31 protein-coding genes are annotated in these 26,808 nt (G+C 65.3%); 4 read left to right on the top strand and 27 right to left on the bottom strand.

Annotated features, from left to right (window positions below; genetic code table 11):
* The 23 genes from IB225_RS05975 to IB225_RS05870 all read right to left on the bottom strand — a co-directional run bounded on the left by IB225_RS05975 (position 1) and on the right by IB225_RS05870 (position 17,879).
* Positions 1 to 3,330: a phage tail tape measure protein gene (locus IB225_RS05975; protein WP_192310278.1), complete on the bottom strand. Its 3,330-nt coding sequence runs from the start codon at positions 3,328 to 3,330 to the stop codon at positions 1 to 3.
* Positions 3,331 to 3,351: 21 nt separating this feature from the next.
* Positions 3,352 to 3,477: a hypothetical protein gene (locus tag IB225_RS20495; RefSeq protein ID WP_255527970.1), complete on the bottom strand. Its 126-nt coding sequence runs from the start codon at positions 3,475 to 3,477 to the stop codon at positions 3,352 to 3,354.
* 15 nt (positions 3,478 to 3,492) lie between these two features.
* Complete coding sequence (locus IB225_RS05970; RefSeq protein WP_192310277.1) at positions 3,493 to 3,606, bottom strand: GpE family phage tail protein; 114 nt, start codon at positions 3,604 to 3,606, stop codon at positions 3,493 to 3,495.
* A gap of 8 nt (positions 3,607 to 3,614) precedes the next feature.
* On the bottom strand, positions 3,615 to 3,974 hold the full coding sequence (locus tag IB225_RS05965; protein WP_192310276.1) for a phage tail assembly protein: 360 nt from the start codon (positions 3,972 to 3,974) through the stop codon (positions 3,615 to 3,617).
* A gap of 55 nt (positions 3,975 to 4,029) precedes the next feature.
* The gene (locus IB225_RS05960) at positions 4,030 to 4,542 is read right to left on the bottom strand and encodes a phage major tail tube protein (protein WP_192310275.1); all 513 of its coding nucleotides are present in this window, start codon (positions 4,540 to 4,542) and stop codon (positions 4,030 to 4,032) included.
* Positions 4,543 to 4,583: 41 nt separating this feature from the next.
* A complete protein-coding gene (locus IB225_RS05955; protein ID WP_192310274.1) occupies positions 4,584 to 5,753 on the bottom strand; it encodes a phage tail sheath protein in 1,170 nt (389 codons plus the stop codon).
* A 19-nt stretch (positions 5,754 to 5,772) separates the two neighbouring features.
* Positions 5,773 to 6,132, bottom strand: coding sequence for a GPW/gp25 family protein (locus tag IB225_RS05950; RefSeq protein ID WP_192310273.1), 360 nt, complete (start codon positions 6,130 to 6,132; stop codon positions 5,773 to 5,775).
* Positions 6,129 to 6,701 carry a phage baseplate assembly protein V gene (locus IB225_RS05945; protein WP_192310272.1) on the bottom strand — a complete coding sequence of 191 codons (573 nt, stop codon included), beginning with the start codon at positions 6,699 to 6,701 and terminating at the stop codon, positions 6,129 to 6,131. Before IB225_RS05945 ends, IB225_RS05950 begins: the two co-directional genes overlap by 4 nt.
* 73 nt (positions 6,702 to 6,774) lie before the next feature.
* Complete coding sequence (locus tag IB225_RS05940; RefSeq protein WP_192310271.1) at positions 6,775 to 7,431, bottom strand: hypothetical protein; 657 nt, start codon at positions 7,429 to 7,431, stop codon at positions 6,775 to 6,777.
* The gene (locus IB225_RS05935; protein WP_192310270.1) at positions 7,424 to 10,087 is read right to left on the bottom strand and encodes a pyocin knob domain-containing S74 family peptidase; all 2,664 of its coding nucleotides are present in this window, start codon (positions 10,085 to 10,087) and stop codon (positions 7,424 to 7,426) included. Before IB225_RS05935 ends, IB225_RS05940 begins: the two co-directional genes overlap by 8 nt.
* Positions 10,088 to 10,095: 8 nt before the next feature.
* Positions 10,096 to 10,644, bottom strand: coding sequence for a phage tail protein I (locus tag IB225_RS05930; RefSeq protein WP_192310269.1), 549 nt, complete (start codon positions 10,642 to 10,644; stop codon positions 10,096 to 10,098).
* Positions 10,637 to 11,527 (bottom strand): baseplate J/gp47 family protein, encoded by an 891-nt coding sequence (locus IB225_RS05925; RefSeq protein WP_192310268.1) that lies wholly within the window; start codon positions 11,525 to 11,527, stop codon positions 10,637 to 10,639. The genes IB225_RS05930 and IB225_RS05925 overlap by 8 nt, the downstream gene beginning before the upstream one ends.
* Before the next feature lie 83 nt (positions 11,528 to 11,610).
* A complete protein-coding gene (locus tag IB225_RS05920; protein WP_192310267.1) occupies positions 11,611 to 12,066 on the bottom strand; it encodes a phage virion morphogenesis protein in 456 nt (151 codons plus the stop codon).
* On the bottom strand, positions 12,059 to 12,559 hold the full coding sequence (locus IB225_RS05915) for a phage tail protein (RefSeq protein WP_192310266.1): 501 nt from the start codon (positions 12,557 to 12,559) through the stop codon (positions 12,059 to 12,061). The genes IB225_RS05920 and IB225_RS05915 overlap by 8 nt, the downstream gene beginning before the upstream one ends.
* On the bottom strand, positions 12,556 to 13,065 hold the full coding sequence (locus IB225_RS05910; RefSeq protein WP_192310862.1) for a hypothetical protein: 510 nt from the start codon (positions 13,063 to 13,065) through the stop codon (positions 12,556 to 12,558). Before IB225_RS05910 ends, IB225_RS05915 begins: the two co-directional genes overlap by 4 nt.
* Before the next feature lie 21 nt (positions 13,066 to 13,086).
* The gene (locus IB225_RS05905) at positions 13,087 to 13,719 is read right to left on the bottom strand and encodes a glycoside hydrolase family 19 protein (protein ID WP_192310265.1); all 633 of its coding nucleotides are present in this window, start codon (positions 13,717 to 13,719) and stop codon (positions 13,087 to 13,089) included.
* Entirely contained in the window at positions 13,719 to 13,994 is a 276-nt protein-coding gene (locus tag IB225_RS05900) for a phage holin family protein (RefSeq protein ID WP_192310264.1), read from the bottom strand. The genes IB225_RS05905 and IB225_RS05900 overlap by 1 nt, the downstream gene beginning before the upstream one ends.
* A complete protein-coding gene (locus tag IB225_RS05895; protein WP_192310263.1) occupies positions 13,987 to 14,340 on the bottom strand; it encodes a putative holin in 354 nt (117 codons plus the stop codon). The genes IB225_RS05900 and IB225_RS05895 overlap by 8 nt, the downstream gene beginning before the upstream one ends.
* Before the next feature lie 4 nt (positions 14,341 to 14,344).
* On the bottom strand, positions 14,345 to 14,557 hold the full coding sequence (locus IB225_RS05890; RefSeq protein ID WP_192310262.1) for a tail protein X: 213 nt from the start codon (positions 14,555 to 14,557) through the stop codon (positions 14,345 to 14,347).
* On the bottom strand, positions 14,557 to 15,021 hold the full coding sequence (locus IB225_RS05885; protein WP_192310261.1) for a head completion/stabilization protein: 465 nt from the start codon (positions 15,019 to 15,021) through the stop codon (positions 14,557 to 14,559). Before IB225_RS05885 ends, IB225_RS05890 begins: the two co-directional genes overlap by 1 nt.
* Positions 15,022 to 15,119: 98 nt before the next feature.
* Positions 15,120 to 15,911, bottom strand: a complete 792-nt coding sequence (gpM, locus tag IB225_RS05880) for a phage terminase small subunit (RefSeq protein WP_192310260.1) — start codon at positions 15,909 to 15,911, stop codon at positions 15,120 to 15,122.
* A gap of 6 nt (positions 15,912 to 15,917) precedes the next feature.
* Positions 15,918 to 16,934, bottom strand: coding sequence for a phage major capsid protein, P2 family (locus tag IB225_RS05875; protein ID WP_192310259.1), 1,017 nt, complete (start codon positions 16,932 to 16,934; stop codon positions 15,918 to 15,920).
* Between the two features lie 57 nt (positions 16,935 to 16,991).
* On the bottom strand, positions 16,992 to 17,879 hold the full coding sequence (locus IB225_RS05870) for a GPO family capsid scaffolding protein (RefSeq protein WP_192310258.1): 888 nt from the start codon (positions 17,877 to 17,879) through the stop codon (positions 16,992 to 16,994).
* A 156-nt stretch (positions 17,880 to 18,035) separates the two neighbouring features.
* Between IB225_RS05870 and IB225_RS05865 the strand changes: the two genes are divergently transcribed.
* Positions 18,036 to 19,802, top strand: coding sequence for a terminase family protein (locus tag IB225_RS05865; RefSeq protein ID WP_192310257.1), 1,767 nt, complete (start codon positions 18,036 to 18,038; stop codon positions 19,800 to 19,802).
* On the top strand, positions 19,799 to 20,779 hold the full coding sequence (locus IB225_RS05860; RefSeq protein WP_192310256.1) for a phage portal protein: 981 nt from the start codon (positions 19,799 to 19,801) through the stop codon (positions 20,777 to 20,779). Before IB225_RS05865 ends, IB225_RS05860 begins: the two co-directional genes overlap by 4 nt.
* A gap of 15 nt (positions 20,780 to 20,794) precedes the next feature.
* Here IB225_RS05860 and IB225_RS05855 read toward each other — a convergent pair whose 3' ends face one another.
* The gene (locus IB225_RS05855; protein WP_192310255.1) at positions 20,795 to 22,528 is read right to left on the bottom strand and encodes a hypothetical protein; all 1,734 of its coding nucleotides are present in this window, start codon (positions 22,526 to 22,528) and stop codon (positions 20,795 to 20,797) included.
* 697 nt (positions 22,529 to 23,225) lie between these two features.
* Between IB225_RS05855 and IB225_RS05850 the strand changes: the two genes are divergently transcribed.
* Together IB225_RS05850 and IB225_RS05845 are read left to right on the top strand one after the other, a co-directional pair.
* On the top strand, positions 23,226 to 23,495 hold the full coding sequence (locus IB225_RS05850; RefSeq protein ID WP_192310254.1) for a hypothetical protein: 270 nt from the start codon (positions 23,226 to 23,228) through the stop codon (positions 23,493 to 23,495).
* A 28-nt stretch (positions 23,496 to 23,523) separates the two neighbouring features.
* Positions 23,524 to 23,850 carry a hypothetical protein gene (locus tag IB225_RS05845; protein WP_192310253.1) on the top strand — a complete coding sequence of 109 codons (327 nt, stop codon included), beginning with the start codon at positions 23,524 to 23,526 and terminating at the stop codon, positions 23,848 to 23,850.
* A gap of 33 nt (positions 23,851 to 23,883) precedes the next feature.
* Here IB225_RS05845 and IB225_RS05840 read toward each other — a convergent pair whose 3' ends face one another.
* The 3 genes from IB225_RS05840 to IB225_RS05830 form a co-directional block, all read right to left on the bottom strand.
* Positions 23,884 to 24,468 (bottom strand): hypothetical protein, encoded by a 585-nt coding sequence (locus IB225_RS05840; RefSeq protein WP_192310252.1) that lies wholly within the window; start codon positions 24,466 to 24,468, stop codon positions 23,884 to 23,886.
* Between the two features lie 2 nt (positions 24,469 to 24,470).
* The gene (locus IB225_RS05835; RefSeq protein WP_192310251.1) at positions 24,471 to 25,412 is read right to left on the bottom strand and encodes an SOS response-associated peptidase family protein; all 942 of its coding nucleotides are present in this window, start codon (positions 25,410 to 25,412) and stop codon (positions 24,471 to 24,473) included.
* 330 nt (positions 25,413 to 25,742) lie between these two features.
* Positions 25,743 to 26,171, bottom strand: a complete 429-nt coding sequence (locus IB225_RS05830; protein WP_192310250.1) for a hypothetical protein — start codon at positions 26,169 to 26,171, stop codon at positions 25,743 to 25,745.
* Positions 26,172 to 26,808 lie beyond the last annotated feature (637 nt).

The following is a 26,808-nucleotide window of genomic DNA, read 5'->3' as shown; positions in this document are numbered from 1 at the left end:
TTAGTCGTCAGTGAGCCGGGATCGATCGCGCGCGTGCTTGTCGCGCTGGCAGCGTTCAATCTCGGCACGCACCATCACCGCGATCTCCTGCGCATCGACACCGGAGCGGGGATAGATGTTGATGGTGAAGCTGTCGCCGGCCGCTGCCGGCGCGGCGCGCGGGGCTGCGATGACCGGCGGCCGGTTGTCGATGGCCATCGCCGGGGACGCCACAGCGGCGCTCATGGCCACGCCGGCCCCGATGCGCTGCAGGCGCTCGCCCATGCCCTGCATCGCGCTCAGTGGGCCGCCTTGTGCGCGCAGCAGGCCGTTGGCGAAGCCCTGCATGGTGAAGCCGCCCAGCTGCGTGAATACGCGCGACGGACTGCGGATGCCGAGCAGCGACTTGAAGCGCGTGATCACGCCAGTGCCGACGCTGGCCACCGCATCGTTCGCCTTGCCGAGCATCGACCTGATCCCGGTGATCAGGCCGGTGACCAGGTTGACGCCGGCTTGCATCATCTTCGCCGGCCAGCCGGCCAGCACGCTGTTGATCGACGTCCACATGGCCTGCAGGCCGGCACGCACGCGGCCGCCGTCGCCTGCAAACAACCCGGTGATCGCCAGCCACGCATCGCGCACCATCGCGCGCATGCGCAGCCACAGCGAGGCCAGCGAGAGCAGCACGCCATCGGTGCGCTGGGCGATGCCTCGGCCGATGGCGGCCACCAGCTGCACGCCCACCTGCAGGAGCCGCGCCGGCCAGCCGGTCAGCACGGCGTTGGCGGCAGACCACATGGCCTGCAGTCCAGCGCGCACGCGGCCAGGATCGGCGGTGAACAGTCCCGCCAGCGCTGACCACGCGCCCCCGAGGTAGGCCTGCAGCTGGCCCCACAGCGCACGCGCAGCGCTCAGGACGGCGCCGGCACGCTGGGCGATGCCGAGCGCCATGGAGCGCACGAGACGGCCGCCAGCGGTCTGCAGGCGCGCCGGCCAGCCCGCCATGACGGCATTGACGCCCGACCACATGGCCTGCACGCCAGCGCGGACCTTGCCCAGGTCGCCGGAGAACACGCCGGACAGCAGCGCGCCGAAGCCGCGCACGTAGCTGACGATGCCGCCCAGAACGCGCGAAACGACGCGGTGCACCGTCAGGAAGCCCGTGACCAGCCATCCCAGCGCCTTGACGGCCAGCCGTACCTGTAGCGTCAACACGGCGCCCAGCACGCGGCCGAAGCTGCGGCCGTGGCCAGTGGCGCTGGCCAGCTGCTCGTTGGTGGCCTGAAACGGCGTGAACAGCTCGCGCAGCACGCCCCACAGCTTGCCGGCGGCGTCGCTGATCAGGTTCCAGACCGGCGCCAGCGGCGCGAGCGCGGTGCGGATCTCTTCCAGCACCGGACCGGCGGCCTCGGTAAGCCCCTGCCATACACCGAGCATGAAGGCCTTGATCGGCTGCCAGTAGCGCCACACCAGCGCAGCGACGACGGCCACGGCCGCGCCGATGGCCAGCACCGGCGCACTGATACCGCCCAGGATCGGCAGCAGCATGCGCGCACCGTTGAAGATCCACGGCAGTACGCGGCCGGCAAGCTGGCCACCAGACTGCAGCAGTGCGCCGAGACCCTTACCGCCGCTCAGGATCGCAACGGCGCGGTGGATCTGCGAGAACGCCATCGCCGCGAAACCGCCCGTCATGAGCAGGCCCCCCAGCAGCGTGGCCAGGGCAGTGCCGCCGACCACCACGCGCGCGATTCCGCGCACCAGCTCGGGGTTGGCGCGGATCCACTCCACGATGCGGCCGACCACCGCGCCGGTGCGCTCGGCAAACACCTTGAAGTCGGGAATCAGCGTGGCGCCGATGGACTGGGCCAGCACCATGGTGGTGTTCTTCAGCAGCTGCAGCGTGTTGGCGGAGGTGGACACGCGGGAGGCGTACTCGGCCTCCATGCTGCCGGCGTACTTCTGCGCGTCGGTCACCTTGTCGAAGTTGGTGGCCAGCAGTTCGAGGTTGGTCAGCAGCGGTGCGATGGCGCCGATGGACTCGCGCCCAAACAGCGTCGTCATCGTCGCGGCCTGCTGGAACTTCGGCAGCTGCCGCAGCTTCTCCAGCACGAACATGATCGCGCCGCCAGCGTCATCCTGCATGCGCTTGGACATGTCCACCGCGTCAACGCCGATGGCCTTCATGGCAGCGCGCTGGCGCTTCGTGGCAGCCGATCCCGACGCCAGCGTGAGCAGCATGTTCTTGATGCCCGTGGCCGAGACTTCCGACTGGATGCCCATGCCGGCAACCGTGGCCGCCATCGCCGCCAGCGGGCCAGACTGCAGGCCGGCGACTTCGCCCAGCGCGCCGATCCGGTTCACCACGTCGGAGATCTTCTGCACGCTGGCCGGGCCGGTGTTGCCCAGGTAGTTGATCCGGTCCGCCAGCTGTACAACGTCGCGCTGGCCCATGCGGAACGCCGTGCGCCACGTGGCCATCGTCTGGCCGGCATCCTCGGCCGTGGTGTCGAACGCCACGCCCATCTTCACCGCGTCCTCGGTGAACAGCAGCAGCTCGTTGCGCGCGATGCTCGCCTGTCCGGCGGCCGCCACGATCTTGGCGATCTCTGTCGGCAGCATCGGCAGGCGGCGGGAAAGATCCTGCACGTCGCGCCCCATCGCCGCGAACTGCTCCGGCGTGTCGAAGTCCACGACCTTGCGCACGTCGGCCATGGCGGACTCGAAGTCCATGGCGGTGGCCAGCGGCAGCATTTCAGCGCGCAGGGCACGCTGGCCAGCGAACAGCATGCCGGCGCCGTGCAGCGATGCGGTCATGCCGGCGCGGTGGATCTTCTGCGCCTGCTCGCTGGCGCGCTTGAGGCGTGTGAGCTGGGCGTGCTGATCTTTCAGCTTGCGGTTGGCCTGATCGATATCGCCGGACAGGCGGCGCTGGTGCACGGCAAAGCGGCTGCCCTCGATTCCGGCGGCGGCGAGCGCCTGACGCTGGCCCGCCAGCTGCGTGTTCTGCCGCTGCTCGATGGCGACCAGGCGGCCGACTTCGGCGGCCTGCTGTTTCAGCTCGCGCGTCTGCCTTTTCGTGGGCGCGTCGAGCTGGTTGTACTGCGCCGTGAGTTCGGCCAGCACGCGGCGCTGCGCCTGCAGCTGCTGCGAGGTCTGCGAGGCCTGCGTCTCCAGACGACGGAAACTGTCCATCCCGCGCTGCTGCTCGTTGAGCTGGCGCAGCGCGGTCTGGGACTTGAGGATGGCAGCGGAAACGCCCTTGCTGCCGGCCATGATGCGACGGAAGGGGCCGGTGGCCTTATCGACAGCCGCCAGCAGCACCGAGAGCTTGAGGTTATCGCCGGCCATATCAGCCGGCTCCGTGCGCGGTTACGGCGCGTCGCGGTCCTGCGTGCCGTGCACGGCATCGCCGATGCGCCGATACACCGGCGCCAGTGCGAGAAACGAGGCGGCGCCGATCAGCAGCGCGAACACCAGGGAGAGGACGATGACCATGCGCGCACATTACCACTACTCCGCTCCACTCCGTAAACGGGCGCGCTCGCGCCACTGCATGAGTTCTTCCACGCTCCAGTCAGCCATGACGGTGGGCGGCCAATGGAAGATGGCCGCGACGTCCGCCATCGCGTCCTCTACGCGGGCAGGGATGCCAGATCCGCCTGCGTCACGAAAAAACCCGACACCTCCATGCCCAGCGCGAGCAGATCGGCCGGATCGAGGTTGGCCACTTCGTGCGGCAGCAGCGTGGGCAGCGTGACGCGCGGCAGCACGGTGGTCAGTGCGCCCACGTCCATGGCCACCAGCATGGCCAGCTGCACGCCCATCAGTTCGCCGGCACGCGGCTTGCGTACGTCCACGCGGGCGATGGTCTGCTCGCCGCGCTGGATCGGCTCCTGCAGCGTCACGCTGCGCAGGACGGGCTTGCGCGTGGCGGCAGCGGTGGCAGCCAATGCGGTGGCGGCCAGCGCCGGGGCTTCGTTCTCTTTGGACATAACGTCTCTCTCTCAGGGAAGGGAAGAGGCCCGGCTTGCGCCGGGCCGGTGAGGATCAGGCAACGCCGATGGCTCGGCGCTGTGCAGCGAGGCGGTCCACGCCGTTGACGATCTCGATCATGTTCACCAGGTCGATCTCGATCTCGGTGCGACCGTTGACCGTGAGCTTGTAGTAGCTGCACGCGGTCTTGACCTTGAACTCGGTGTCTTCGCCGGGCTTGCCTTCGCCCATGTCGATCTCTTCGTGCCGACCGCGCACGACGATCTCCACGGCGTCCACCGCCGCCGTGTCGTCGCGCTGGTAGGCGCCGACGAAACGCAGCTGCACGGCGTCGTGCCGGGTGGTGGCGTACTGGCGCACGATGGGGCGCATGAAGCCACCGAAGGTGGACTCGATCTCCAGCGCGTCCTGACCCTGATCGATCTTCACGGGGCCGTTCATGCCGCCACCGCGGTAGGCCTCCATGATGCGGGTCAGGGTTGGAAGCTTCACCGAGACGACTTGGCCGAGGAAGCTTTCGCCATCGCCGAACAGGTTGAGATTTTTGAGCTTGCGGGGCAGGGACATGGATCAGTCTCCAGAAAGGGCGAAGGGCGAGGCGACGGGGGTTAGCCCGTCACCGCAGCGGCGAAGGTGGCGAGGTAACGACTGGTGATGCGCTGACGCAGGGTCAGGTCCTCCAGCGGCGGCACCGGCGTGTAGTCGTAGTCGATGTAGAGCTTTCCGCCCGACAGCGTTGCCTCGGTGTTCTGCGTTTCGTCGTACCAGGCAGAGCCGCCGATCAGGTAGCCCGAGGCGATCATTTCGCGCAGCTTGGCGTTGATCGATTCCACGATGTCGCGCACGAGGGTGGGGTGCATGGGCTTGTCGATGGCCCAGGCCACGCCCTCGGCGATGGTGTCCTGCAGTACCTGCGCGGTGCGCACGGCCGACTCGAAGGCGAACAGCGGTTCATCCGAGCAGGTGCGCGAACCCCAGAAACGGTAGCCGGTGAAGTTGATCAGCGTGGTCACGTCGGCGGCGTTGAGGTAGCCCGCATCGGTAGCCGGGTTCTGCAGGTCGAAGAAAACATCCCGGCTCAGACCGGTGACGCCGTTCACCGCCACGTTGGAGAGCGTCTTGTGCCAACCCTGCTCGGCGTCGATCTTTGCGCGCAGGCCGAGCGCGCGGGCTACGGCGAAGGCGGGCACGCTGGTGCTGGTGGTGGTATCCCACGCCACGAAGTCCGGCCAGATCACCATGAGTTCGCGCGCGGCGAACTCTTCGCGGTACTCCGCCGCGTCTTCCTTCGTGGAAGCGGCACCGGCGCTCACGTAGGCCATCGCGCGCAGCTTCTGCGCGACCACGGCGAGGGCGGCCGCCACCGGCTGCGTGTCGAGGCCCGGCGCGCCCAGGATGCGCGGGGTGACGCCCAGCTGCGCCTGTGCGGCCAGCAGCGCCTGCATGCCGGTGTAGGCACCTGCGTCGCTGGCGCCGATCACATTCGTGGTGGTGTCCGAATCGGTGGCGCCGGCCTCCACGCGTACGACCACCACAACGGGGTCGGCCTGATCGGCAATGGCCTGCAGGCTCTTGGCCAGCGTGCCCTGTACGCCTGCGTTGGCGATGGCGGCGCGCACATTGGTCAGCAACACGGGCTTGTTGAGCGGGAAGGCGGCGGCGACCGCATCGGTGGCAGTGGCGACCAGGCCAACGATGGCCGTGGACACGGTGCGGATGGGACGCACGCCCTCGTTGATCTCGATGACGCGAACGCCGTGGTGGTACTGGTCGGACATGGTGATTCTCCGGGGCGGGTCAGTTGGTGCGGAAGTTGAGAGGGATCTGCAGGCGCGTGTACTCATTGGACGCCGGCACGTCGGTGCGCTGGCCTTGCACGTCAACGAGGAAGGTTCCCGGCTCCGTGCCGGGCGAGATCTGCACGCTGGTAAGCACGATTCGCGGCTCCCAGCGCAGCAGGGCGGTGGCCACGGCGCCGTAGAGCTGCACGCGGGTGGTGCCGTTGAACGGCGCGTCGATCAGTTCGGGCAACAGCGAGCCGTAATCGCGGCGCATCACGCGCGTGCCCAGTGGCGTTGTGAGAATGTCGGCGATGGACTGACGCAGGTGCGCCTCGCCTTCGATCGCGCGGCCCGTGGTGGCGCTTACGCCCCTCACTGCGGCGGTCCCGACACGCCACCGCCGGTCTGCACGCCGGTGTGTCTGTGATTCTTGAGGCTCTTGCCGCCGCCGATCACGTCGGTCTGCGCCGTCAGCGTCTTGCTGACGCCGGTGTCGCCATTTATCTGCGTGTCACCGTTGACGGTCAGCGGGCCATTGATCGTCACGCCGCCATCGGCGGTGATCTCCGCCGTGCCGCCGCCGGGCAGCGTTGCGGTCAACGCATGGCTGGCGTGGTCGTACTGGATCAGCGCGCCGTCCGGATACTTGACCAGGTGCAGCGCTTCGCCGTGCGCCGGGGCAGGGTGCTGGTTGGAGTAGATGCCGCGCACGGCCACCGCGCTGTTCACGTCGCCGCCCGGTGCCAGCACCATCACCTGCTCGCCCGCGCTCGGTGCGGACCACTCGATGACGGCACCGGCACGCGGCACCAGCCACGGAATGAAATCGGTGACGATCTCGCCCGTGGACACGCGGCACAGCGCACGCGCCAGATCCACCTCGGCGACGGTGCCAAGGCGGATCTGATTCAGTGACTGACGCGGGATATCGCGGGCGCTTTCCATTCCCGCATGGTGCTTGCGCGCGCGAGGCCGGACACGCGCCGCCGTCTGTATGCGCGGCGGCTACACGGCTCGACTACGCAGAGCCGTCCGTCTCAGTCTCGAAGTAGATCGTCGTTGACGAAACGAGGGCGCCTGTTGCGATGCGCTGGATCTCGATCAGGATCGTATCGAAGGAGTTGCGCGTTCCGCTAGAAGGCCCCGAAGGTCCCACGGAAACCGTCACGTCTGTCGTCGCGCCGATGGCGCTGAAGACCGGGGCCGTGTTCGCGGCCTGTCCGACGACACTGCCTCCGGTGTGCGTGAGGGTGTAGCGGACGCGGAAGTCGGCGGCCACGCTTCCGGCCGGCACGAATGTGCCGACAATATCTGGGAGCGCCGCGCCGTGCGTGCGCGTGCGGATCACTCGATATTCGCCGGTGTCCGTCAGGCGAAAGCGGCACGCCGCGCTGCCCTGTTGTCCAGGCGGCACGATATTGCTCACGCGGTAGCGCTGGCCGTTGATGGGCAACGAGTACAGGGCCGTGCCCTTCGCGGCCCACAGGTTCGATACGTCAACGTCGGCACTGTCCCTGTAGCCCACGTCCGCACGCTTCGTGCCGTAGCTCAGTGCGGCGTACTTGAGCGGCACGCCGCCAGATTTCAGGAACGTTGCCGAGGGGCCGTCCCCCATCACGTCGGGGTCGAACAGATCGTCAAAGTCAACGCCGCCGCTGCGGATGTTCTTAGCCATGTCGTGACCGCTTCTCCAGCACAGCGACGCGCTCGGTCAGGCACTGCAGGGCAGCGCACGCGGTCACGAACAACACCTGATAGTTGACCGCCTCAGGCTGTCCATGCTCATTGAGCCGCACAGCGAATCCCAGCGGGCCATCCAGCAGATCATCGGCGATCACGCCCCGCTGCAGGCTGCCGTCGCTGCGCAGCGCGTACGTCTTGAAGGCCACCGCCATGATGTCGGCCAGCGCATCATCGGGGTGCAGATCCTCAATGTCCTTCTTGAGTCGGCGGGCAGACCCTTGGTCGAATACCGGCGCCGTCACGACGCCCGTGAACACTGGATTGTTGACGGGCGCTTTCGAGTTCGGATCGAAGTTGGCGGATGACCAGCTGCGCGCCCACGCCGACCAGGTGCCGCCCTGCAGGTGACGCGTGCACAGCTCTGCTGCGCTGCCGTTGTAGGCCCATGCGGTTTGCTGTCGCGTGGTGGCGCCGGTGTAGCTGTTGCGGCATTCCACGTACCAGAACGAAACACCCGCGACCGCCGGGGGCAGGTTGAGGTTGCCCACCTGAGACACCAGCGCCCGAGTGCCCACCGGCATGTCGTTGCAGTCGAAGCTGCTATTGCCGGCTTTGTACTCGGGGTTTGTGCCGGCAGCATCCGCGAAAGAGCCGTTGACGCTGATCTTCGTGGACGGCGAGATGGTGCGCCATTCACCCAGCGTGCCGGCGTCGAACACCTGCGTCCAGCCGATGGAAAGCGCCGACTGGTGCTGCGTGACGCTGGCCACAGAGATACGTGCGGCTGCAAACGTGCCACTGGTCACGTCTCCGGCCGCATGGGTGTGCGCGCTGTTCGCCTTGGAAGCGGGATCGAAATTGCCGGCGTGCCACATGGCGTTGCCGTTCCATGTGGCGCCCGTGATCGATACTGACAGTTCGCCGGTGGCGCTCAACCGGCCGTTCGGACGCATGCGCAGGCGGCCGTCAGCGTACTCACTGAACAGGCCAACGTCGCCAATACCATCGTTGGCGAAGTTGCACATACCACCGTTGCGGCCGCCACTCACACCAATGCCGATGATGGAGCTTGCCTTGCTTACCAGCAGATCGCCGGTCTGCGTGGGGATGTTGGTCGGCGTGAAGGTGCCGGCGTGCCAGACGGGGAAGCTGTTGACCTGCAGTGCACTGGTGAAGTTGTACGTGGCGGTCTGGAAGGTCACCGTGGAGCCGGCGCCGCCGGAGATCACGGATTGGCTACCCGCCGCGCCCAGCAGTCGCCAGCCGCCGCCGTTGCTCGCAGCATTGGCGCCGTTGAGTTCGAGGATGGCGCCGCGCGCCGTGCTGAACGCACCGCCGGACTGCAGGCGCAGCTGCAGAATGTCGTTGCCTTCGGCGGTACCAGCCGCTAGGCGCCAATCGGTCATGCTGGCGGGAATGGTGTTCTGGTTCGCATCCTTGCGCACCACCGCATCCAGAATCGTCTGCAGGTTGGTGATCAAGCTGATCGGAAGCGCGGGGATGCGCTCAGCAGCGAGCGTGCCCGAGGTGATATCACCAGCGGCGTGCGTGTGTGCGGCGTCAGCCTTCGCGGCCAGTGCGGCGATCAGACCCACGATCTCGGCGATGGCGTGCGAGTGTGCAGACGGGGGATAGGTGCCGGGCTTGTTGTCGATGGCAGCCCAATCGTGCGTATGGGCCACGGGCGACTTGCCGTCCAGCGCCGTCTGCAGGCCGGTGGTCTTGCTGATCGCCAGCGCCGGAATTCGGGCGTCGGCGAATGTGCCCGAAGTGATATCACCGGCGGCATGCGTGTGCGCAGAAGGCGGGTAGCTGGCTGGCTTGTCGGTGACCTCTGCGTACGTGGGCCACCGGGAGGCGAAGGCAGGAACGCCGCTCAGATCGCCCCAGGCGTGCCCGTGCGCGGACGGCGGAAAGGTCGGCGGCTTGTTGGTGAGGTTGGCGTAGTCCCTGTAATACGCGCCCTGCTGGCCGTCCAGCAGGTCCGCATCCAGACCATTGCCCGCGCCCATGTTGCGCGTGGCAGCGGTGCCCAGCTCCAGCGCGGTGCGGAAGAGAGCAGCCGATGCCAGGTTGAGCAGCGTCTTGACGAAGGCGGTCGGTGCACCTGCACCGAATCGGGTATCCAACGCGTACTTGAGACCGGCCGGGGTGACACCCCGCTGCGCGTCGGTGCCCGCGTCCGTTTCTCCATTGGTCGCCAGCTCCAACACACCCATCCGTTCGGTTGTGGCCGGTGGGTTCAGCCAGTTGCTGTCCCCAAAAGTCACGTTGGTGATGTTCAGATCGAGGAACTGGATATCCGTGGACAGCAGCAGCATGGCCTGCGCGGACTTCTCCATGATCACGCCGGCCTGCCAATAGCCACCGATCAGCGTGCCGTCGTCGGCGTACAGTGCGAACGCCCGGAGCGGGTACACGCTATCGCTATCGTCGCGGATGGTGATGTGGATCGTGTCGTCTGCCACGGCTTCGCCTGCGAAGGTGGTCAGGCGCTTGATCTCGCCCACGAGGGCGCCACCAGCGACACCGGTGCCGGACGAACTTACGCCGACGTGCGTGATCTCGAAGCCGTTGGTGCCGGTGTTCTGCGCGTTGACGAGCTTCGCGCGGCCGGCGGGGGTCAGGTAGAACGGAAGGGCGGACACTGCGGCTCCTATGGGTTCACGGCCTGCAGCGTCAGGCGGCGATACGACGCCACACGCGAACGCGCGCAGATGCCGATGCCCCCGACGCTCTGCACGCCTTGGGTGAAGGTGTAGTGCGAGCGGACGGGCTTGGTGCGCTCCACCTCCGCGATCACGTCGTCAACGAACTGCGCGGAGGCGGTCTCGCCGCCTTCGCCGGAGAGGTTCAGCACCATCTCGAAGGTGTGCGGTGGGCCGGGCGGTGACTTCTGCCACCACTCGCGCAACTGCACGTTGCCGCCGAATGCGGCGACCACCTGCCGAACGCTGTTGGCGGTTCCCTTGGCGCGCTGGATCTCGATGGCATTGCGCACGCGAGCGCGCTTGATGTGTTCCGGCCAGCTGCTGCGCCAGGCATCGATCGACAGCGCCCAGGCCAGCCAAGGCAAGAGCCCGAGCGCGATCTTGTCCGGGTCCCATTGGTCCGTGATGGGCACAGGCACGGCGCCGATGCGCGCGGTCGCGCTTTCCAGAGCGCGCTCTGCCTTGCTGGCGTTCGGCGGCAGCAGGCTACTCATCGACGCCGCCATGCGTAACGGTGACGGACGTGCAGTGGGAGGCCTGCGTGCGGCTAATCGCCACGTCAGCGGCGGGCAGATCGATCTCCACGCGCTGCACGCCCTCGGTGTGCAGCACGGAGTAGATGCCCGACAGAGGCACGTCACGGCCGAGTCGGTGCGATTCTTCGATGTACCGCTCAAGCCGCTGCAGCGATTCGGCCAGCACCAGCGCCGAGTCCGGACCGGCGTAGGTGTACACGCGCGCCACCACGGCGAAGTTGACGATCTCCGCGCCCTGCACGGTGACGTGATCGGTCATCGGGCGCACGTTGTCCGATGCCAGGGCAGCGGCCACGTCGGCGATCAGCTCCGGCGACGGGGCGCCCGTGCCGGTGCGCGCCAGCACGGTGACCACCACCTCGCCCGGCGTGGGGCTAGTCGCACTGGCGTCCAGCACGTCCGCATCGGCGTTGAGCGCATGGAAGATATACGCGCCCTCGGGGCCGGCAACGCTGAAACCCTCAGGCGCCAGCTGGATGCGGCGACGAAAGTCCGCGTCCGTCTCGTAGGTCGGCGGGATGCTGTTGTCCGGGTCGCCTTCGGTGAGCTGGTAGCGCTCCACACCGAACAGCGCGCCGAGCTGGTCCAGGTCCGACCCGGTGGCATAGGCGAGCATCACGCCGCGCGCGGCGTCGTTGACGCGCTGGCGCAGGTTGAGTTCGCGATAGGCGACCACCTGCAGGATCTTGTAGGCGGGGTCTGATTCGGTCAGTGCATCGAACTGCGGATCAAGCGCGCGCAGCTCGGCCAGCATGCCGCCGAAGATGGACTCGAAGTCAAGCGGCTCGACCACGGCCGGTGCCGGGAGGCGCGAGAGATCGACTGCGGTGAAGGTGGACATGGCGCGCCGGGAAGCAGGAGGTTCCCGTTAGGGTCTTGCGCGCGCGTAAGGGCGAACACGCACATGGCGTGTTACGCGTTCGGCTACACGGACCCGAAGTGATCCAGCAGCAGGTTGCGCACCAGTTCGCGGTTTTCGGGGGAGAAACCCAGCAGCCGACGGCGCTCATACCGCACGCGCGGACCTTCGGGACGCACGCGATCCATGCGGCCCTCTTGGTGAATGCGCGCGATGTGTGACACGCGGCCGAGGAAACCCACGGTCACCTCGTTGGGATTGGCGCTGATCTTGAGGTGCCGCGCCTGCCGCAGCTTTTTGAACATCACGCCGCGTTTGATCTGACCGGCACGTGCACGCAGCCGCTGCGGCTTACGTGGCGCGAAGGGCTGGCCATCAGGCTCGGTCTGCCGGCGGATGCGCTCGCTTTCGTGCTTGCGCAGCGCGTTGCCGATGCGGCGGGCGAGCGCGGAGCGAGCGGCCGGCGCCATCTGCGCCAGCAGCGGCTCCAGCCAGTCCTCCAGCTGCTGCAGGTCATCCATCCACGGGCCAGGTGGCCGGCGCGTCCCATTCGGCGATCAGGATCTCGCCGGGGCGCAGATACAGCTGCCAATGCCGCGGTGGGTAGTCGCCAGGGATCTCCGGCTCCGGGTAATGCTCGACATGCACCGTGCCGTCTTCCTGCTTATGCACGCCCACGCGCTCAGTGAGCGGCAGTGTCAGCTCCAGATCCACCTTGTCGTTGGCCAGCACTTCGGCCTCGAAGCGAACCTGATCGCGCAGGGCGGGGTTGGCCAGCAGCTCGGGCTGGTGGATGCGCAGCCAGTCCAGCAGCGGCACCATCACCGCGTCCGGATGCAGCCCGAAATCGGTGATGACCAGCTTGAGGGTATAGCGGTACTCGAAGGACCGGCCCGGCGCCAACGTGGACGCCAGGCTGCCGCCGGTGATGAACACCAGCAGGCGGTCCGGACTTTCCTGCAGCTCGCGGATCGCGCCCGTCAGGAAGTCGCGCAGGGACTGCGGCTTGTTCACGGGCTGGCCTGTGCCGCCGGGCACGAGGTGCGCACGTAGTCCTGCAGGCCGATCAACTGCTCGCCGAGCGCGTGGTACTGCGTGTAATTGTCGGCGACGGTTTCGGCGACGGCAGAGAGCGCAATGCCGGCGGCGGGCGCATCAGGATCTCCGGGGGCGGGTTCCGGGGGGGTGTTGGCGGCGGCGGCGTCATGGATGCGCACGAAGCCAAGAGGAACAGTGCAAGCGGCGTCAGCTTCCGGGGTGACATAAACCGGGATCTCCTTGGTGATGGTCTTGCCGGCCACGTAGACGGTCTCCACGCGGTCCACGTACTTCGTCACCACACGCACGTTCTCGCGCGCCAGGCGCGTTTCCTCGCGTGCCGTGTCCCGTTCGCCCTCCACGGCGCGCAGGCGGTTCTCCGCGCTGCGCGTTGCGTTCTTGGCGGCGTCGATGCGGCTCTGCTGCCAGACCCCGCCACCAATCAGGGCAGCGATGACCAGCAGGATCAGCAGGGTGACGATGGCGCGGGGCGAGGGCATGGATCAGGCTCCCAGCAGGGCGAGGGCGCGATTGGTGCGCGTGATGCGGTCGGCTTGGCCTTCGGCGGGACGCTTGGCCTTCGCGTTGCCCAGGTTGATCCGCTTGGACAGGCCCACGGTGTCGTTGGCGTCGGCCAGCAGGTTGAGGTTGTTGAGCTTCCAGTAGGCAGCCGCTGCACGGGCGCCGGTAGCGATGTCGAACAGCAGATCCGGCTGCTGCACCAGCGGCAGGCCCAGCATGGCGCCGATAGCGGCGTACTGATCCTTGAGCGTGCATTGGATCGGGCCGCGCCCGCGATAGCGCCAGCCGTCGCCGCTGGCCACGTTGCCGTTGCCGCCGCGCCCGGCATAGACCAGGTTCGCCAGTGCCTGCGGGTTGCGCACGTACTTAGGTGCGTCGGCGAGCGTGATGCGGTGACCCCACACCTCCATGAGGCGCGCGTGCGAATAGCTCAGGCCTTCCTCGATCTTGGACAGGCTCAGGCTTTCGTGGCCGGTCTGCGCGTAGAAGTGCGCGGCGCGACGTTTGGTGTTGATCCCGAACTCGCGCATGGCCGCGCTGAGTGCTTCATTCCAACGCTCGGCGCGTGCGAGCGGGCACTGCATGATCTGTGACAGGAGTTGCGGGGTGACCATCAGTCCACCTTCAGGATGCGCGCCACGTTGCCGCGTGCACGGAATGACAGGATGGCCAGCACCAGCAGGACGCCGAGCTGCCAGAGGTTCGGATGCGCTCGCGCGCCGATCAGCAGGATCTGCAGGGCTTGCCCGCCTGTGCAGGCGATCAACAGCCAGGCGCACAGGCTGACGCCCATGCGGTAACGCGTGCCGGGCATGCGGCGGTAGGTCACCAGCCGGGCGCACACGGCGGCGTTGGCGGCGAGGGTCAGCAGGGTGATCAGGTCAGGCACTGGGCGGGCCTCCACGGCGCAACCAGCTGAAATCGAGCTTCTTGCCTTTCTCGATCACGGCCAGCGTCACCGACACGATGACGGCCGACGCGAAGAACGCCGCCAGCCCGGACGATTTGAAGGGGATCCACGCCAGCAGATCCGGCGTGGCCATGTAGCCGGCAATCGCACTGATCAGGAAATAGATCACGCGCTGCCACAGCGGCATCGAAGGCGTGGAGACGACGAACAGCGTGCCTCCGGCGAAGGCGCCGATCAGTGCGTCACCATCGATGCCAGGCACCAGCGCGGCGAGGCCCAGGCCGGTGGCCAGCATGGCGAGGGTGGGGGAGGTCGGTTCGGCCACTAGGTCAGTCCCATAGCTGGACCAGCGCACGCTTGGCGGGCAGCTGGGCGGTGTTGAGGGTGGGGAGCTGCACGGCGGTTCCGTGTGGCAACACGGTGCCGAGCTTGGCCAGTCCGGGGTTGAGTTCCAGCGTCTGTTCCACCACGCCTGCAGTGGCGCCGAGGTGGCGGTAACAGATCTGATCGAGCGTATCGCCCTGACGTGCGTGCACGCGCACTAGATCAGCTCCACCGTGACGCGACGGATGCCTTTCAGGTCGCGGATCGCCCATCGCTGATCGCGGCGCAGCTCATCGATCGATGGCGTCAGATCGTCAGCACGCTGGGCGGCGCTGTCGTTGGCGTCGAAGGATCGATAACGCTCGGTCAGCTCGGCGGCCGCACAGCAGCCTACGGCGCGCAGGTACAGGTTGACCAGGCGCGACTTGCCGCCAACCTCATCGGCGGGCACGTCGGCCAGCGCGGCGCGGCCTTCGGCTTCGCGCTGCATGCGCCACTCGGCCAAGTCATCGTTGACCATCATCACGGCCGCGATGATCGAAGCCCGCAGACGCTCGGCGGAAATGGAACCGTCCAGCCGATGCGACTTGCGCACGTCGTCAGGATTGACCTCGGGCCAGAACGCACCCGAGGTAATCGCTGCAGCGGCTTGCGGGGTTCCGTTGTAGACCAGACCGCTCATGTGCACTCGATAAGTTCGCCGGTGGTCGGGGCTTCACCGCAACGGGAGAGAGACGTTACGGATCAGCCCCGAGCCGGCGGGGTCGCGGGGACGCTCGGTTAGCCGCCTGCGTTGTCGGACGCACCCTTGGCGGCGTCGGCGCTGTCGGCCTTGGCGTCACCTTCGGGGTTGTCGGACTTGGCTGCTGCGGTGTCTGCAGCGGCGGTCTGTTTCTTCAGGAGGCGTTCGGCACGCTCCAGATCCTTCTTGCCACCGCAGCTGCCGTGCAGCTCGATGGCGCGTTTCAGGCTTGCCACGCATTCCTCCAGCTCGAAGATGCTGGCGGGCGCTTCGTCGGTGCAGCTGCGAAGCACGTCGCGGCCCATGGCCAGGTGAAGCTTGGCGCGCACTTCGTCCGGCATGTCCTGATCGGCCGTCATGCGCAGCGCCATTCCCAGCACGCCGGCCTCGAAGGTCTTGCCGGTGGCATGAGCTGCCAGCGCCGCCTCGGCGATCTCCTCGGCGATGACGCAGCCCGTGGTGCGGCTGAATCGGTCCGGCATGGCCAGCTTGTGCCGCAGCACGTACTCGGCAACGCCCAACGCTGCGGCATACAGGCCCGCGTCGATGGCCCACAGCATCACCGTGGTGACCACCTCATCGTCGCCGCCTGCGTCCGCTTTGAGAACGCCGTCGAGGTAGTCGGAGAACTCATGCAGCGCACCGGCCTTGTACGTCGCCTTGGCCTCGGCCGACTGGATCTGTTTCAGACGCAGCCGGTGTTCCTGCAGCAGCATCATGTGCTGCTCGAAGACCGTGCCACCGGCGCGGAGCGCGCCGTTGGCGGCCTTGCTTGCCTCCTGTGCCGCGAGAACGCGGGTCAGGTGGCGCTTGGCGGGACTCTGTGCCATGGCGGTTTACTCCGCGATCTCGATCTTCTCGACCAGGCAGCCGCGACCGTAGTCCTCGATCACGTAGGCATCGTTGGACTGCTCGTAGTTGGCCACCCGGTTCTTCTCCGGCTCTTCCTTGAGGTAGCGACGGCGGCCACCGCGCTGCCAGTACAGCGACAGGTTGTCCAGCGTGGTGATGAACAGCGCATCGTCCGGGCAGTAGGGCACCTCCGCCGCCTGCAGGCCGCCGATGCGGCGCTGCGACAGGATCACGTCCGTGGCCAGCTTCTCGGTCGGGGTCTGGTTGTCGTTGACCAGCGGGAAATACTTGTCGTGCAGCAGGTTCCGGCCGACCACGACGACCAGGCCGGGGTCGCGGCGGTGCCACGGGTCGATCAGCGTGCTCACGGCGTCGTACACGAGCGCGTCGAGGTTCTTGTAGTCGGCGGTACCGCCGGAGCCGATCACCACCTTGCCAGCGGTCTGGCCTTCGTCCATCACGCGCTGCGGCGCATGTGCACGGTACTGCTGCAGCCAACCGATGTTCACGTCCTGCAGCAGCGGATTGGTGGCGCGGTTGGTCGTCGCAGCGGCGCTGACGCCGTTGAAGCCGATCAGCAGGCGGTCCAGCGCCTGACGACGCACGATGGCATCGCGCAGCAGCGTCTGGAACTCCGGACGGTGTGCCCAGGCGTCGAGCTGCGAGTAGCGGATGGCGGTATCGAAATCGGTCTGCTTGCACTCGTAGTCGTTGGCATCCAGCTGGCCCACGTCGCGCGGCGTGCGCACGCCGGCTCCGGTGGTGTCGGTGCGGCTGGCGATGGTGCCGCTGACGCCGATACCGACCTTTTCGCCCTTCAGTTCCTCCACGCCGATCATGTTGATACGGGACAGGAACTCGCTGGATTCCTGCGTGCGCTGTTCCAGCGTCTGCTGCACGGCCGGATCCACGTTGAAGGACAGGGTGGCGTCGCCGACCTGATTGAGCTGAGCAACCTGCGCCAGAAAGGCGGTGTACAGCAGGCGGGTGTTGTTACGCATGGCGTTGTGATCTCCGGGGAAACTGAAAGGGCGGTGACGTTGCGTGGTGTGGTGCGATCAGCAGTCGGTGACGGCGCTGGTGCCCTTCGTGCCATTGGCGGGCGGCCGCACGGGCTGCGCGCCGTTGGGCGTGTTGTCCAGTCGCGAGTACAGGTCCGCGAAATCGGTCTGCAGCTTCTTGACGGTGGCGTTCTGCTCGGCGCTTTCACGCTGCAGCTGGGCGAAGCTTTCGCCCTGCGTCTTGAGGTGGTCGCCGATGCCTGCCAGCGCGGTGGCAATCGCGCTGAAATCCTGCGTGGCGGCCGGCGGGGCGTCGGGCTTCGGTTCGACCTTCGTGGCCGCGCCCGTCAGGCGCTCGGCGAGCGTGGAAAGCACGTTGAACAGCTTGTCGGTGGCGGTCGGCTCGGTGATGACTTCCTCGAAAGCCATCTCCACCTCGCCGGCAGCACTGAACAGGTTGTCGGCGTGTTGCTTGCGCTCGCCGAACAGCTTGGCCTCCGGATGCTGCGCGGAGAACGCCAGACGCTCGGTGCCCAGGCTGGCCGGCGAGTCGGTAATGCCGAGGCCCGTCAGGTACGCCTTGCCGGTGTTGGCGAACTTCGGGGAGATCTCCATGCTGGTGTACAGCTTCTGTTTCTGCACGTTGACGATCTTCACCAGGTCGTCGGTCGGCTCGATCTGCGCGAACAGCGCCAGCTTCTTCTTGCCGTCGATCTCGACCTCTTCGGTCTTGAGCGCGGTCACGTCGCCATAGGCGCGGAACGGGCTATCCGGCAGCATGCTGCGGAAGTGTTCCATCCAGATGCGAGCCGCATAGGTGGTCTGGCTGTAGGTGGCCGCAGCATCCAGCAGCCACTGCCGTTCGATCACGCGACCATCGGTGGCGTCACCTTCCACGGCAATGCGGAAGAACTTGGAGCGGAATTTCTTGGTTTGACCGGACATGCTTTCCTCTGCTCGGCGGGTGGCTGCATCGTCAAATCGACGTGATGAGCCATGGTCGGCAGCGCGAAATGCCCCGGCAATGAAGGCAGCATGTAAACCGCACGCTTACGCGGGCGATTTGTGTTGAACAAGGTGTGTGGCGGTCACGCTATCGAGGTGAATAGCGCACTTGCCCAGCTCCCTATCGATGCCCGCCAACAGGCTAAGTACCTGTATTGGATGGGATGGCGTGTCTGCGAGATCGCCGAGGCCACCGGGGAGAACGAAAAGACAATACACAGCTGGAAGTCCCGTGACGAGTGGGACCGCGCTGATCACGTCGAACGCATCGGCGGCGCGCTGCATGCGCGTCTCGTCACGCTGATCATGAAGGATCAGAAGTCAGGCGCCGATTACAAGGAAATCGACCTGCTGCACCGGCAGTTGGAGCGACAGGCGCGCATCCAGCGCTACCAGGGCGGCGGCAACGAGGCTGACCTGAACCCGGCCGTGGCCAACCGCAACGCCGCGCCTAAGAAAAAGCAGAAGCGAAACGAGTTCACCGAGGAAGAGATCGAGCGGCTGGAGTCGGCTTTTATCGAGGGCTGCTTTGACTATCAGCGGGATTGGTATCGCGCCAGCAACCTGCGCACGCGCGTCATCCTGAAATCGCGCCAGATCGGCGCCACGTTCTACTTCGCCCGCGAGGCCTTCATGGATGCGCTCAAGACCGGGCGCAATCAGATCTTCCTCAGTGCCTCGAAGGCGCAGGCGTTCCTGTTCCGGGGCTACATGCAGGCATTCGTGCGCGAAGTGCTGGACCGCGAGTTGAGCGGCAGCGAGACCATCCTGCTGCCCAACGGCGCCGAGCTGTTCTTTCTCGGTACCAATGCGCGCACGGCGCAGGGCTATCACGGAAATTTCTATTTCGATGAGTTCTTTTGGACGTATGGCTTTGACGAGCTGAACAAGGTCGCCAGCGGCATGGCGATGCACAAAAAGTGGCGCAAGACCTATTTCAGCACGCCGTCGAGCATGGCCCACCAAGCGTATTCCTTCTGGACGGGGGAGCGCCGGAACCGCGGCAAGCCGGCAGACCAGCGGATCAAGATCGACGTTTCGCACGACGCGCTCGGTCAGGGGCGTGCGTGCGAGGACCGCGTGTGGCGCCAGATCGTCACGATCATGGACGCGGCGCGCCGTGGCTGTGACCTGTTCGATATCAACGAGCTGCGGGAGGAGTACTCGCCGGACGCGTTCGCCAATCTGCTCATGTGCGAGTTCGTCGACGACAGCGCCAGCGTGTTCCCGCTCTCGCTGCTGCAGTCGTGCCACGTGGACAGTTGGGTGGACTGGGGGAACGTCTATAAGCCGTTCGCGCGTCGGCCGTACGGCGATTTTCCCGTGTGGATCGGCTATGACCCCGCCGAGAACGGCGACAGCGCCGGCCTTGTCGTGTTGGCGCCGCCGCAGGTGCCAGGCGGTAAGTTCCGCGTGCTGGAGCGCCACAAGTTCAAGGGCGGTGACTTCGCGTCGCAGGCGAAATTTATCAAGGGAATCACCGAGCGGTATTGGGTGACGTATATCGGCATCGACACCACCGGCATGGGCACGGGCGTGGCGCAGATCGTCAAGACGTTTTTCCCCAACCTTGTGACGTTCAGTTACTCGCCGGAGGTCAAGTCGCGGCTGGTGTTGAAGGCTTACGACGTGATCTCCAATGGCCGGCTGGAATACGACGCCGGCTGGACGGATCTCACGCAGTCGATCATGGCGATCAAGAAGACCATGACGCCGAGTCAGCGGCAGATCACATACAAGGCCGACCGGTCGGAAGAGACCGGGCACGCCGACCTCGCGTGGGCGCTGTTCCACGCATTGCACAACGAGCCGCTGGAAGGGCCGCACGCCCAGAAGCGCGGCAGCACCTTGGAGATCTCATGAGCGACACCGTAGCTGCGCCGAAGGGCGTACAGGCTTTCACCTTCGGCGACCCGACGCCTGTGCTGGATTCGCGCGGCATCTTCGATTACGTGGAGTGCTGGCATAACGGCCGGTGGTACGAACCGCCGGTGTCGCTGGACGGATTGTCGAAGACCACGCGCGCCAACGTCTACCTGCAGTCAGGTCTGCGGTTCAAGGTCAACATGCTGGCGCGCAGCTTCATTCCGCATCGTCTGCTGAGTGCGGAGGCCTTCGAGCAGTTCGCAACCGACTGGGTTTACTTCGGCATGGCGTACCTGGAGCGGCGCAACAGCATGCTGGGCAACGCCATGAAGCTGGCGCCGCTGCTGGCAAAGTACATGCGGCGCGGTGTCGAGCCGGGCATGTTCTACCAGGTGCACGGCTGGAAGAGTGAGCACGAGTTCGAGCGCGGTACGGTGTTCCAGCTGCGAGAGGCCGACGTCGATCAGGAGATTTACGGTCTGCCGGAATGGTTGGCGGCGCTGCAGTCGGCGCTGCTCAATGAATCGGCCACGCTGTTCCGGCGCAAGTATTACACCAATGGATCGCACGCCGGGTTCATCCTGTATCTGAGCGATCCGCAGGTGGACGACGGCGACGTGACCGCGTTGCGCGAGGCGTTGAAAGGCGCTCGCGGGCCGGGTAATTTCCGCAACCTGTTCCTGCACTCGCCCAACGGGAAGAAAGACGGACTGCAGCTGATCCCGGTCAGCGAGGTGGCAGCGCGTGACGAGTTCACCGGGATCAAGGGCGTGACACGCGACGATGTGCTGGCGTCGCTCCGCATTCCGCCGCAGCTGCTGGGCATCGTGCCGCAGAACGCCGGGGGCTTCGGCAACATCGGCGACGCGTCGGGCGTGTGGGAAGCCAACGAGCTGGCGGCGATCCAGCGCCGCCTGCTGCGCGTCAACGAGTGGGTGGGATCGGAGGTGATCCGGTTTACTCAGGTCGATTAGCTCGAACAACTATTCCTAAAGTGCGGTCGGGAATATGGTCGAGAGTTGCCGCTTGCGGTTACCCCACTTCTTTGGGAAGTCGGAGTAGTTCTTCTTCGACGTCCGTGCCGTGCAGGCTTCAACGTCGAGCGTGTCGTATTCTGGTTTAGGCCGTCCAGCATGGGGTTCGTACATTTTGCGCAGGCACTTTGATCGCGGCCGATAGGAAAGCGTTGGATTGAAGCCAGCGACGGCCATGTCAGGGTGATAGCGATACAGACAGTCAAAGTGCGCGACTACCCAACGTCGCGTGAGCCAGAATAGTGCGCGCTCACTTCTAGTACTGAATACGCTCGCCCGTCGGGCGTTCCCAGCGACACCGATGATGTTCAGGCACGAGCCCAATAGCATGGTGCCGACGTAGTTCGGGAAGTATTCGAGTTTGCGAATCTGGATCCATATCATTCGGGCGACGCGAGCGTGTACTTCAGCCATCACCGCATTACCGTGACGGAGATGAGCATTGAAGACGCCTGACCAGACTAGGTTGTGCTGTATCGACCAACTAGTCTGCATTGGCTCGGTTACCGAAGACGCAGCAAAAATCAACTTGCACGAAATCTCTGCGAGCCGGTTTATCGGGTTGTCATGGTCGTCAACTCTGTTCCAGTCCGCGACGGGTATTCCGCCTTTGCCCAGTGCGTCAGCAACCTGTTCGATGAACTCCAGAATTGCCCGTGCTGATTCGGCATGAGGGCTCTGTCCGTCGTCACTTCCGTTCAAAAGCCTGACGGTAGAAGTGGCACGCCCTACAGCGCTGAATATCTGATTCACCGTGATGGAATGTGTAGGCCTATCCCGTGAGGCGTAATTCTTGAGCACCACCGTTGCTGCCCGTAGGTATGCCCGCAGCTCCGAGGGGCGCCATTGATATGAGTAGAAGTCGACGAACACGCCGTCCATCCGGTCAAGCAGATCGCAGTCACCGAACACGCGCCGTGTGATTTGCTGGCCGCGCGATGCGAATCCAGCGTAGAGGTCGGAGTTCTCTCGATGAAGAAACGAGCCCTCCACTGAAATGGCAGCACTTAGAACGTTGTGAGAGAAAACCGACATTGCTCTCGCCGCTTGCGGATGCGCCGAAGCCGCGCCGAAAATTGCGTACAGCGTGACGGGCGCCGATTTAACAACTGCGGCGCAGAATTGAGGATCTTCGAGCGTATGCAACAGCCGGCGTGCATTGAGGGCTATATCTTTGTCGCCAGGCTGGGGGAGGAGGTCTTGTGCAGCAGCACTTACGATGCGCTCAGCCGAGGGGCCAAGCGCCTCCGCTAGTTGCACGAGCTCGTCGGGGCTGCCCTTGCGAACTATTCCGTCTGCAACGGATACGAACCGCCTCGCGTTGAACCGGCTGAATCGCGGCGGCCATAGGAAGGCGACTGCCATCCAGGCAAAGAACGTGAACAACAAGGCTCCGGCCATCAGTGCCTGCCAGAGAGCGGGTGAAATCAACGACCCGCGAATGACGGGCCACCCTTGCGCGCGCCATAGGTCGGTGATGAGGGTGAGCACTCCTACTGCGGCGATCACATAGAACGCCGCGCGACGAATATCGATCTTCGCCACCTCAAGTCTGAGGCGGTAGCGGGGCTCAACTATGGTCCACAAGACCACGATCAGCGCCAGCGCCGCCAAATACTCAGCGAAGCCGAATAGACGTGCTCCATCGGAGCGCAGCGCCTCGGTGCAGATGCCAAGCCCACAGCTCATCGACGCCCCCTCCTAGTGGCTGGGGGAATCTTAACACTTCGTTCAGTTTCACGTCGGTTGACCCCCGGCGCGCGCAGTCGTCGCCCCGCCACGCCTGCGGTCTTCATGGCCCCTTTTTTCCGCAGCCCGCGCCCACCGCCGCCGGCCGCCAGAACGGGCGCACACGGCCCGCGCAGGCAATCGGACAACCCTGCGGAACCCCGCGCAGAGGCGGGGCGTCACGGAACACTCAGGGCGCGATCTGCGGGCAGTGGGCAGTGCCCGGATTTTTAGGATGCCCATCGGAAAGAGGTAATCGGTAACCTGCCGCCCTTGACGGGAGGTAAGTAATTGAATGGAAAGGACAAGTGTATGTTACCTGCCAGGGTAATCCGGGGTAACCCGAAAGGTAATCGGAGGTTATGTCATTGATTCGTAAGGGCCGGATTTCGGAAAGAGGTTACTTCCTGAAAAGGTAATCTGGTAACCCAGAAATTACCCTTTTGTTACCTTTGAAATACGGTCATAAGTCATTGATGTATACGGTTAAAACGCTTTGAAAATTCTCTGATTACCTTTATTACCTCGTCCCGATGGGCATCCTAAAAATTCGATATAAAGGCAGGGTGGCTGCCCTCCGCTTGATCTCGTTGGTGCTGGCCAGCGAAACCGGCGCCGGCGACTGCAGGCGCTGCAGACCAGCCCGAGGAGGGGGGACATGGATCGAGTGGTGACGTTTGTCGGCGGGCCGTTCCACGACCGGCGGGAGTACATGCGGGATCTGCCGTCCGTGATCGAGAAGGTCGGCGAGGATGGCCAGGTGCACCGTTACGAGCGGTGGTTCGGCTGGAAGGAAGGCACGAAGCCGGCAGCGTTCGAGTCGCTGGCCAACGCCACGTATGTGCTGCGGGGCCTGAGTCCGGATGACCTGTTCGCCGCACAGCGCACGCTCTCATCGCCGCCGTTCATCACGAAGGAAGACGAGTAGCGCAGTGGATGACCAGGTGCCGGCATGGGTGACGCGAGATCGGCGTACCTCGCTGGTGTATCTCGGTTACCCACTCGTCCACTACGACGTCGACGACGGCGAGGGCGTGCGGGTGGTCACTCGCGCCTACATAGACGGTTTCCAGAACTCCCGCGTGGTGGCCTCTGCCGAAGGCGCACGCCGCTATGCGGACGCATGGATGGCCAAGTGGGGCGAGCAGGCGATGGGCGAGGTGCGCAACAAGGTTCTGGCGGCCGAGGCCGCGAAGCGCACAGCGCCATTGCTCGATGCGTTCGGTCAGCCTTACCCCGTGATCGAGGTCAAGCGCAGGCCAGCGCGCAAGGGACGGCGCTGAGAAAGCTAGAGCGTCCGGCTGCCATGATGCGGGTCAGTGGACGCGCGCTCGTTCAGCGTGGCCTTTCTGTTCCATCTTCCGCAGCACCTTTGGCAGAACCTCTTGCAGCTGGAGCAGAGCGCGGTGCGGGATTATGTACCGCCCCCCGGTTGTCTCCTGCCTCGCCTCGTCGCGCAGTTCGATGTACGCCATCGCGGCGCCCTGGGCTGGCAACGTATCCTCGAAGAAGCCGAAGCCCGTGCAAAAGGCGCGCATGTCCATCGGGCCTTTGAAGCGGGGTCCCTCGTTCCAAGCTGGCAAGCGTGACCTCGGCGGGTCCATGCGATCGACGTTGGATCCTTCCGCTTTCATGTGCTCCAGCAGCCGCGGGAGGTTGTCCCGGAGATCGGCGAGAACAGAGTAGTGGATCATGATCGGGTCGCGCTCGCCCTCGCGCACGGTCCCATCCGTGGCCACTAGGCGCACCTGCAGGCCGACGAGCACGCACGGTAGGCTGGGGACGAGGTCGCCGAAGCAGATACCCAGTAGCTCGGCCGGTCGATCACCGCCCGGATTGGTGTCCACCTCCTCGGCATCCATGAACGCTTGCGGATCGTCCGTGGGTTTTTCGTTGCTCATCGTTATGCGGCCTGCGCGATCTGGTGTTCGTAGTAGGGGTGCTGCTTGTCGTCGAAGATGTCGTAGAGCGCCTGCAAGTTAGCAGGGTCCGGGCTCAACCAAGCTTCGACGTGCTCGGGCTTGATGTTGATGATGGTACGGTCGTGGCCAGCTGCGGCGACCTCCGGCTCCGGCTCGTCAGTGATCGCGGCGAAGCAGGGCATGTCGGGCTCAATGCCCTCCGGGTCAGTCCAGTTCGCCCAGAGGCAGGCGACCAGCATCGGTTCGCCAGCCTTGGGGCGGAACTTGATGCGCTGGCTGCCCCCGCCTGGCTTGTCGACGTTCTCCCAAAACTCGTCGATCACCATCAGGCCGTGCGTGTAGCCGAACTGGTGGCGCCAGAAGCGCTCGAGATTGTCGCGGCGCGCGTTGTAGGTCCCGCTCATCTCGCCCTTGCGCGTGAAATCGCTCGACGCCGGCATGCCGGGCTGGCGCAGCTGGTAGCGCATCGGACGCACCACGTAGTCATCACCCTCGCGCACGATCACCGGCACCCACCACTGCGGAAAGAACTGCCAGTCGCGGGCCTTGAGTTCAGTGCGGTGCAGATCCGCAATCCAGCCCTTCAGCTGCTCGATCTTGTTGCCGGCGATGCGGACGTGCTCGCTGGCGGCCTTCGTGACCTTGGTCTGCAGCTTCCGCTCATTGTCGGCCTTGCGCTTGGCCTGCTTGAAGATTGCCGCCTGCCACTCGGCCTCGTCAGCGGCGAAGCGGTCGTCGAACGCGGCACGCACCTCGGGCGGTAGCAGCGGGCCGACCGTATCGATCACGCCCTTGGGCACTTTCTCCCGCTCCAACCCGTTCTCTCGCAGCCACAGGGCCGCGAACGCCTTCAGATCCATCACCGGGCCGTTGTGGCGCAGGAACTTGTTGTAGTCGGACTTGATCTGGGCGGAGTAGCACATATGACGTGTCTCACGGCGTAAACGAGGACGGGCTATCCTGCGACGAATGAACGACCTAGAAGACGACAGCGAGCTAACCCTCGGAAAGCTTACCCCGTTGGAGCGGGACCTTATTGCCTTCCTCCGAAAACGCGGGATCACATCGGAGGACGACGTCAGCTTTGTGATCCATCGTATTCGGCCAGCGTTGCGCGTGGTGCAGTTGGGCCAACTGCTGGGGCGCCAGCTGACGCGGAAGGAGCGAGCGAAGGTCTACCGGCGGTTGCAAGATGGCGATAGCCCCGAAGATGTCATTCGGTGGCTCCTCGAGAACTCCGGTAAGCCGCCTGCCTAGGGTTCGAAGTCGCCCGGCGTAGCCAGGCCGCGGCGGTTCAGCTCCGCCTGTACAGCGGTCTCGATGATCGCGCCATCTTCCTCGGTCACCCCATCGAATAAAGGCGCTTTGGCGTGGTCGATCGCACGCCAGAAGATCAGCTCGTCTTCCCTGGCGTCGGGCAGCTCTTCCAAGGCAGCCAAGAACATGTCCCACTGCGGTCCGGCCAGCCTTTCTTCGGGCACGCTGGTGTGCCGGATACCGAGCAGTTCACTCAGCCCCAAAAGCCGCTGATACGCGCCAATGCGAGCCTCCGGAGGACACTCTTCGAGCACTTGAGCCCAGAGCGTCTCGATGAATTCATGAGGGTTGCTGCCAATTTGGCCGTCCCGGATGGCGGCCTCGGCTTCGTTCAGGCGGATGGTGACCTGGTCGACGGTGAGCATGGGCCAACTATCGGATGCGGGGGGTCTTCATAGCGTGATGGCCTACGGGGCCATAGACGGGGGGAGGTACCCGCAGGCGACCAGGTATCGCATGGCATCCTCGTACACCTGCGCATGATCTTTCGGATCGGCGGAGGCATAGAGCGGAACGAATGCCTGCTCCACGCGCTTCCAAAGAGCGTCACCGCGGATGCCATGGGCGTGGAGTCTACGCACCTCCAGCTTGAAGGCGTCCCATGCTTGTAAGTCCCAGATGAGCCGCTTCTCAACCATGTTGGCTCCGGCTAAGACGCGGTCCGCGAGGAGTGCGGAGCGCGAGCGAGTTTGGCGCCATAGAACTTGGTGAGGGCCTCAAGGCGCTGCCAAGCCCACCGCGTCACCCAGCCCCTCCCGTGATCGAGGGACTGGACGGAGACGCGGAACGCGGCCTCCCCGTGCGCCGAGAACAGGATGCTTACGACCCACCCCATGCGGCGGGGCGCCACCTGCGCAATCGGCTCTTTGCCTATGCACAGCGTGTATCGATCACCATCGTCACGCCACGAAAAATCCGGGGGAAGAGGTCGGTACCCAGCCACACGTCACGCTCGCTATGAGGTGCGGTGACCGTAAAAATTCGCCGGTGGACGATCTGTCA

Source organism: Pseudoxanthomonas sp. PXM02 (assembly GCF_014851805.1).
Lineage (GTDB): Bacteria > Pseudomonadota > Gammaproteobacteria > Xanthomonadales > Xanthomonadaceae > Pseudoxanthomonas_A.
This window is presented reverse-complemented; position numbering and strand designations above follow the sequence as displayed.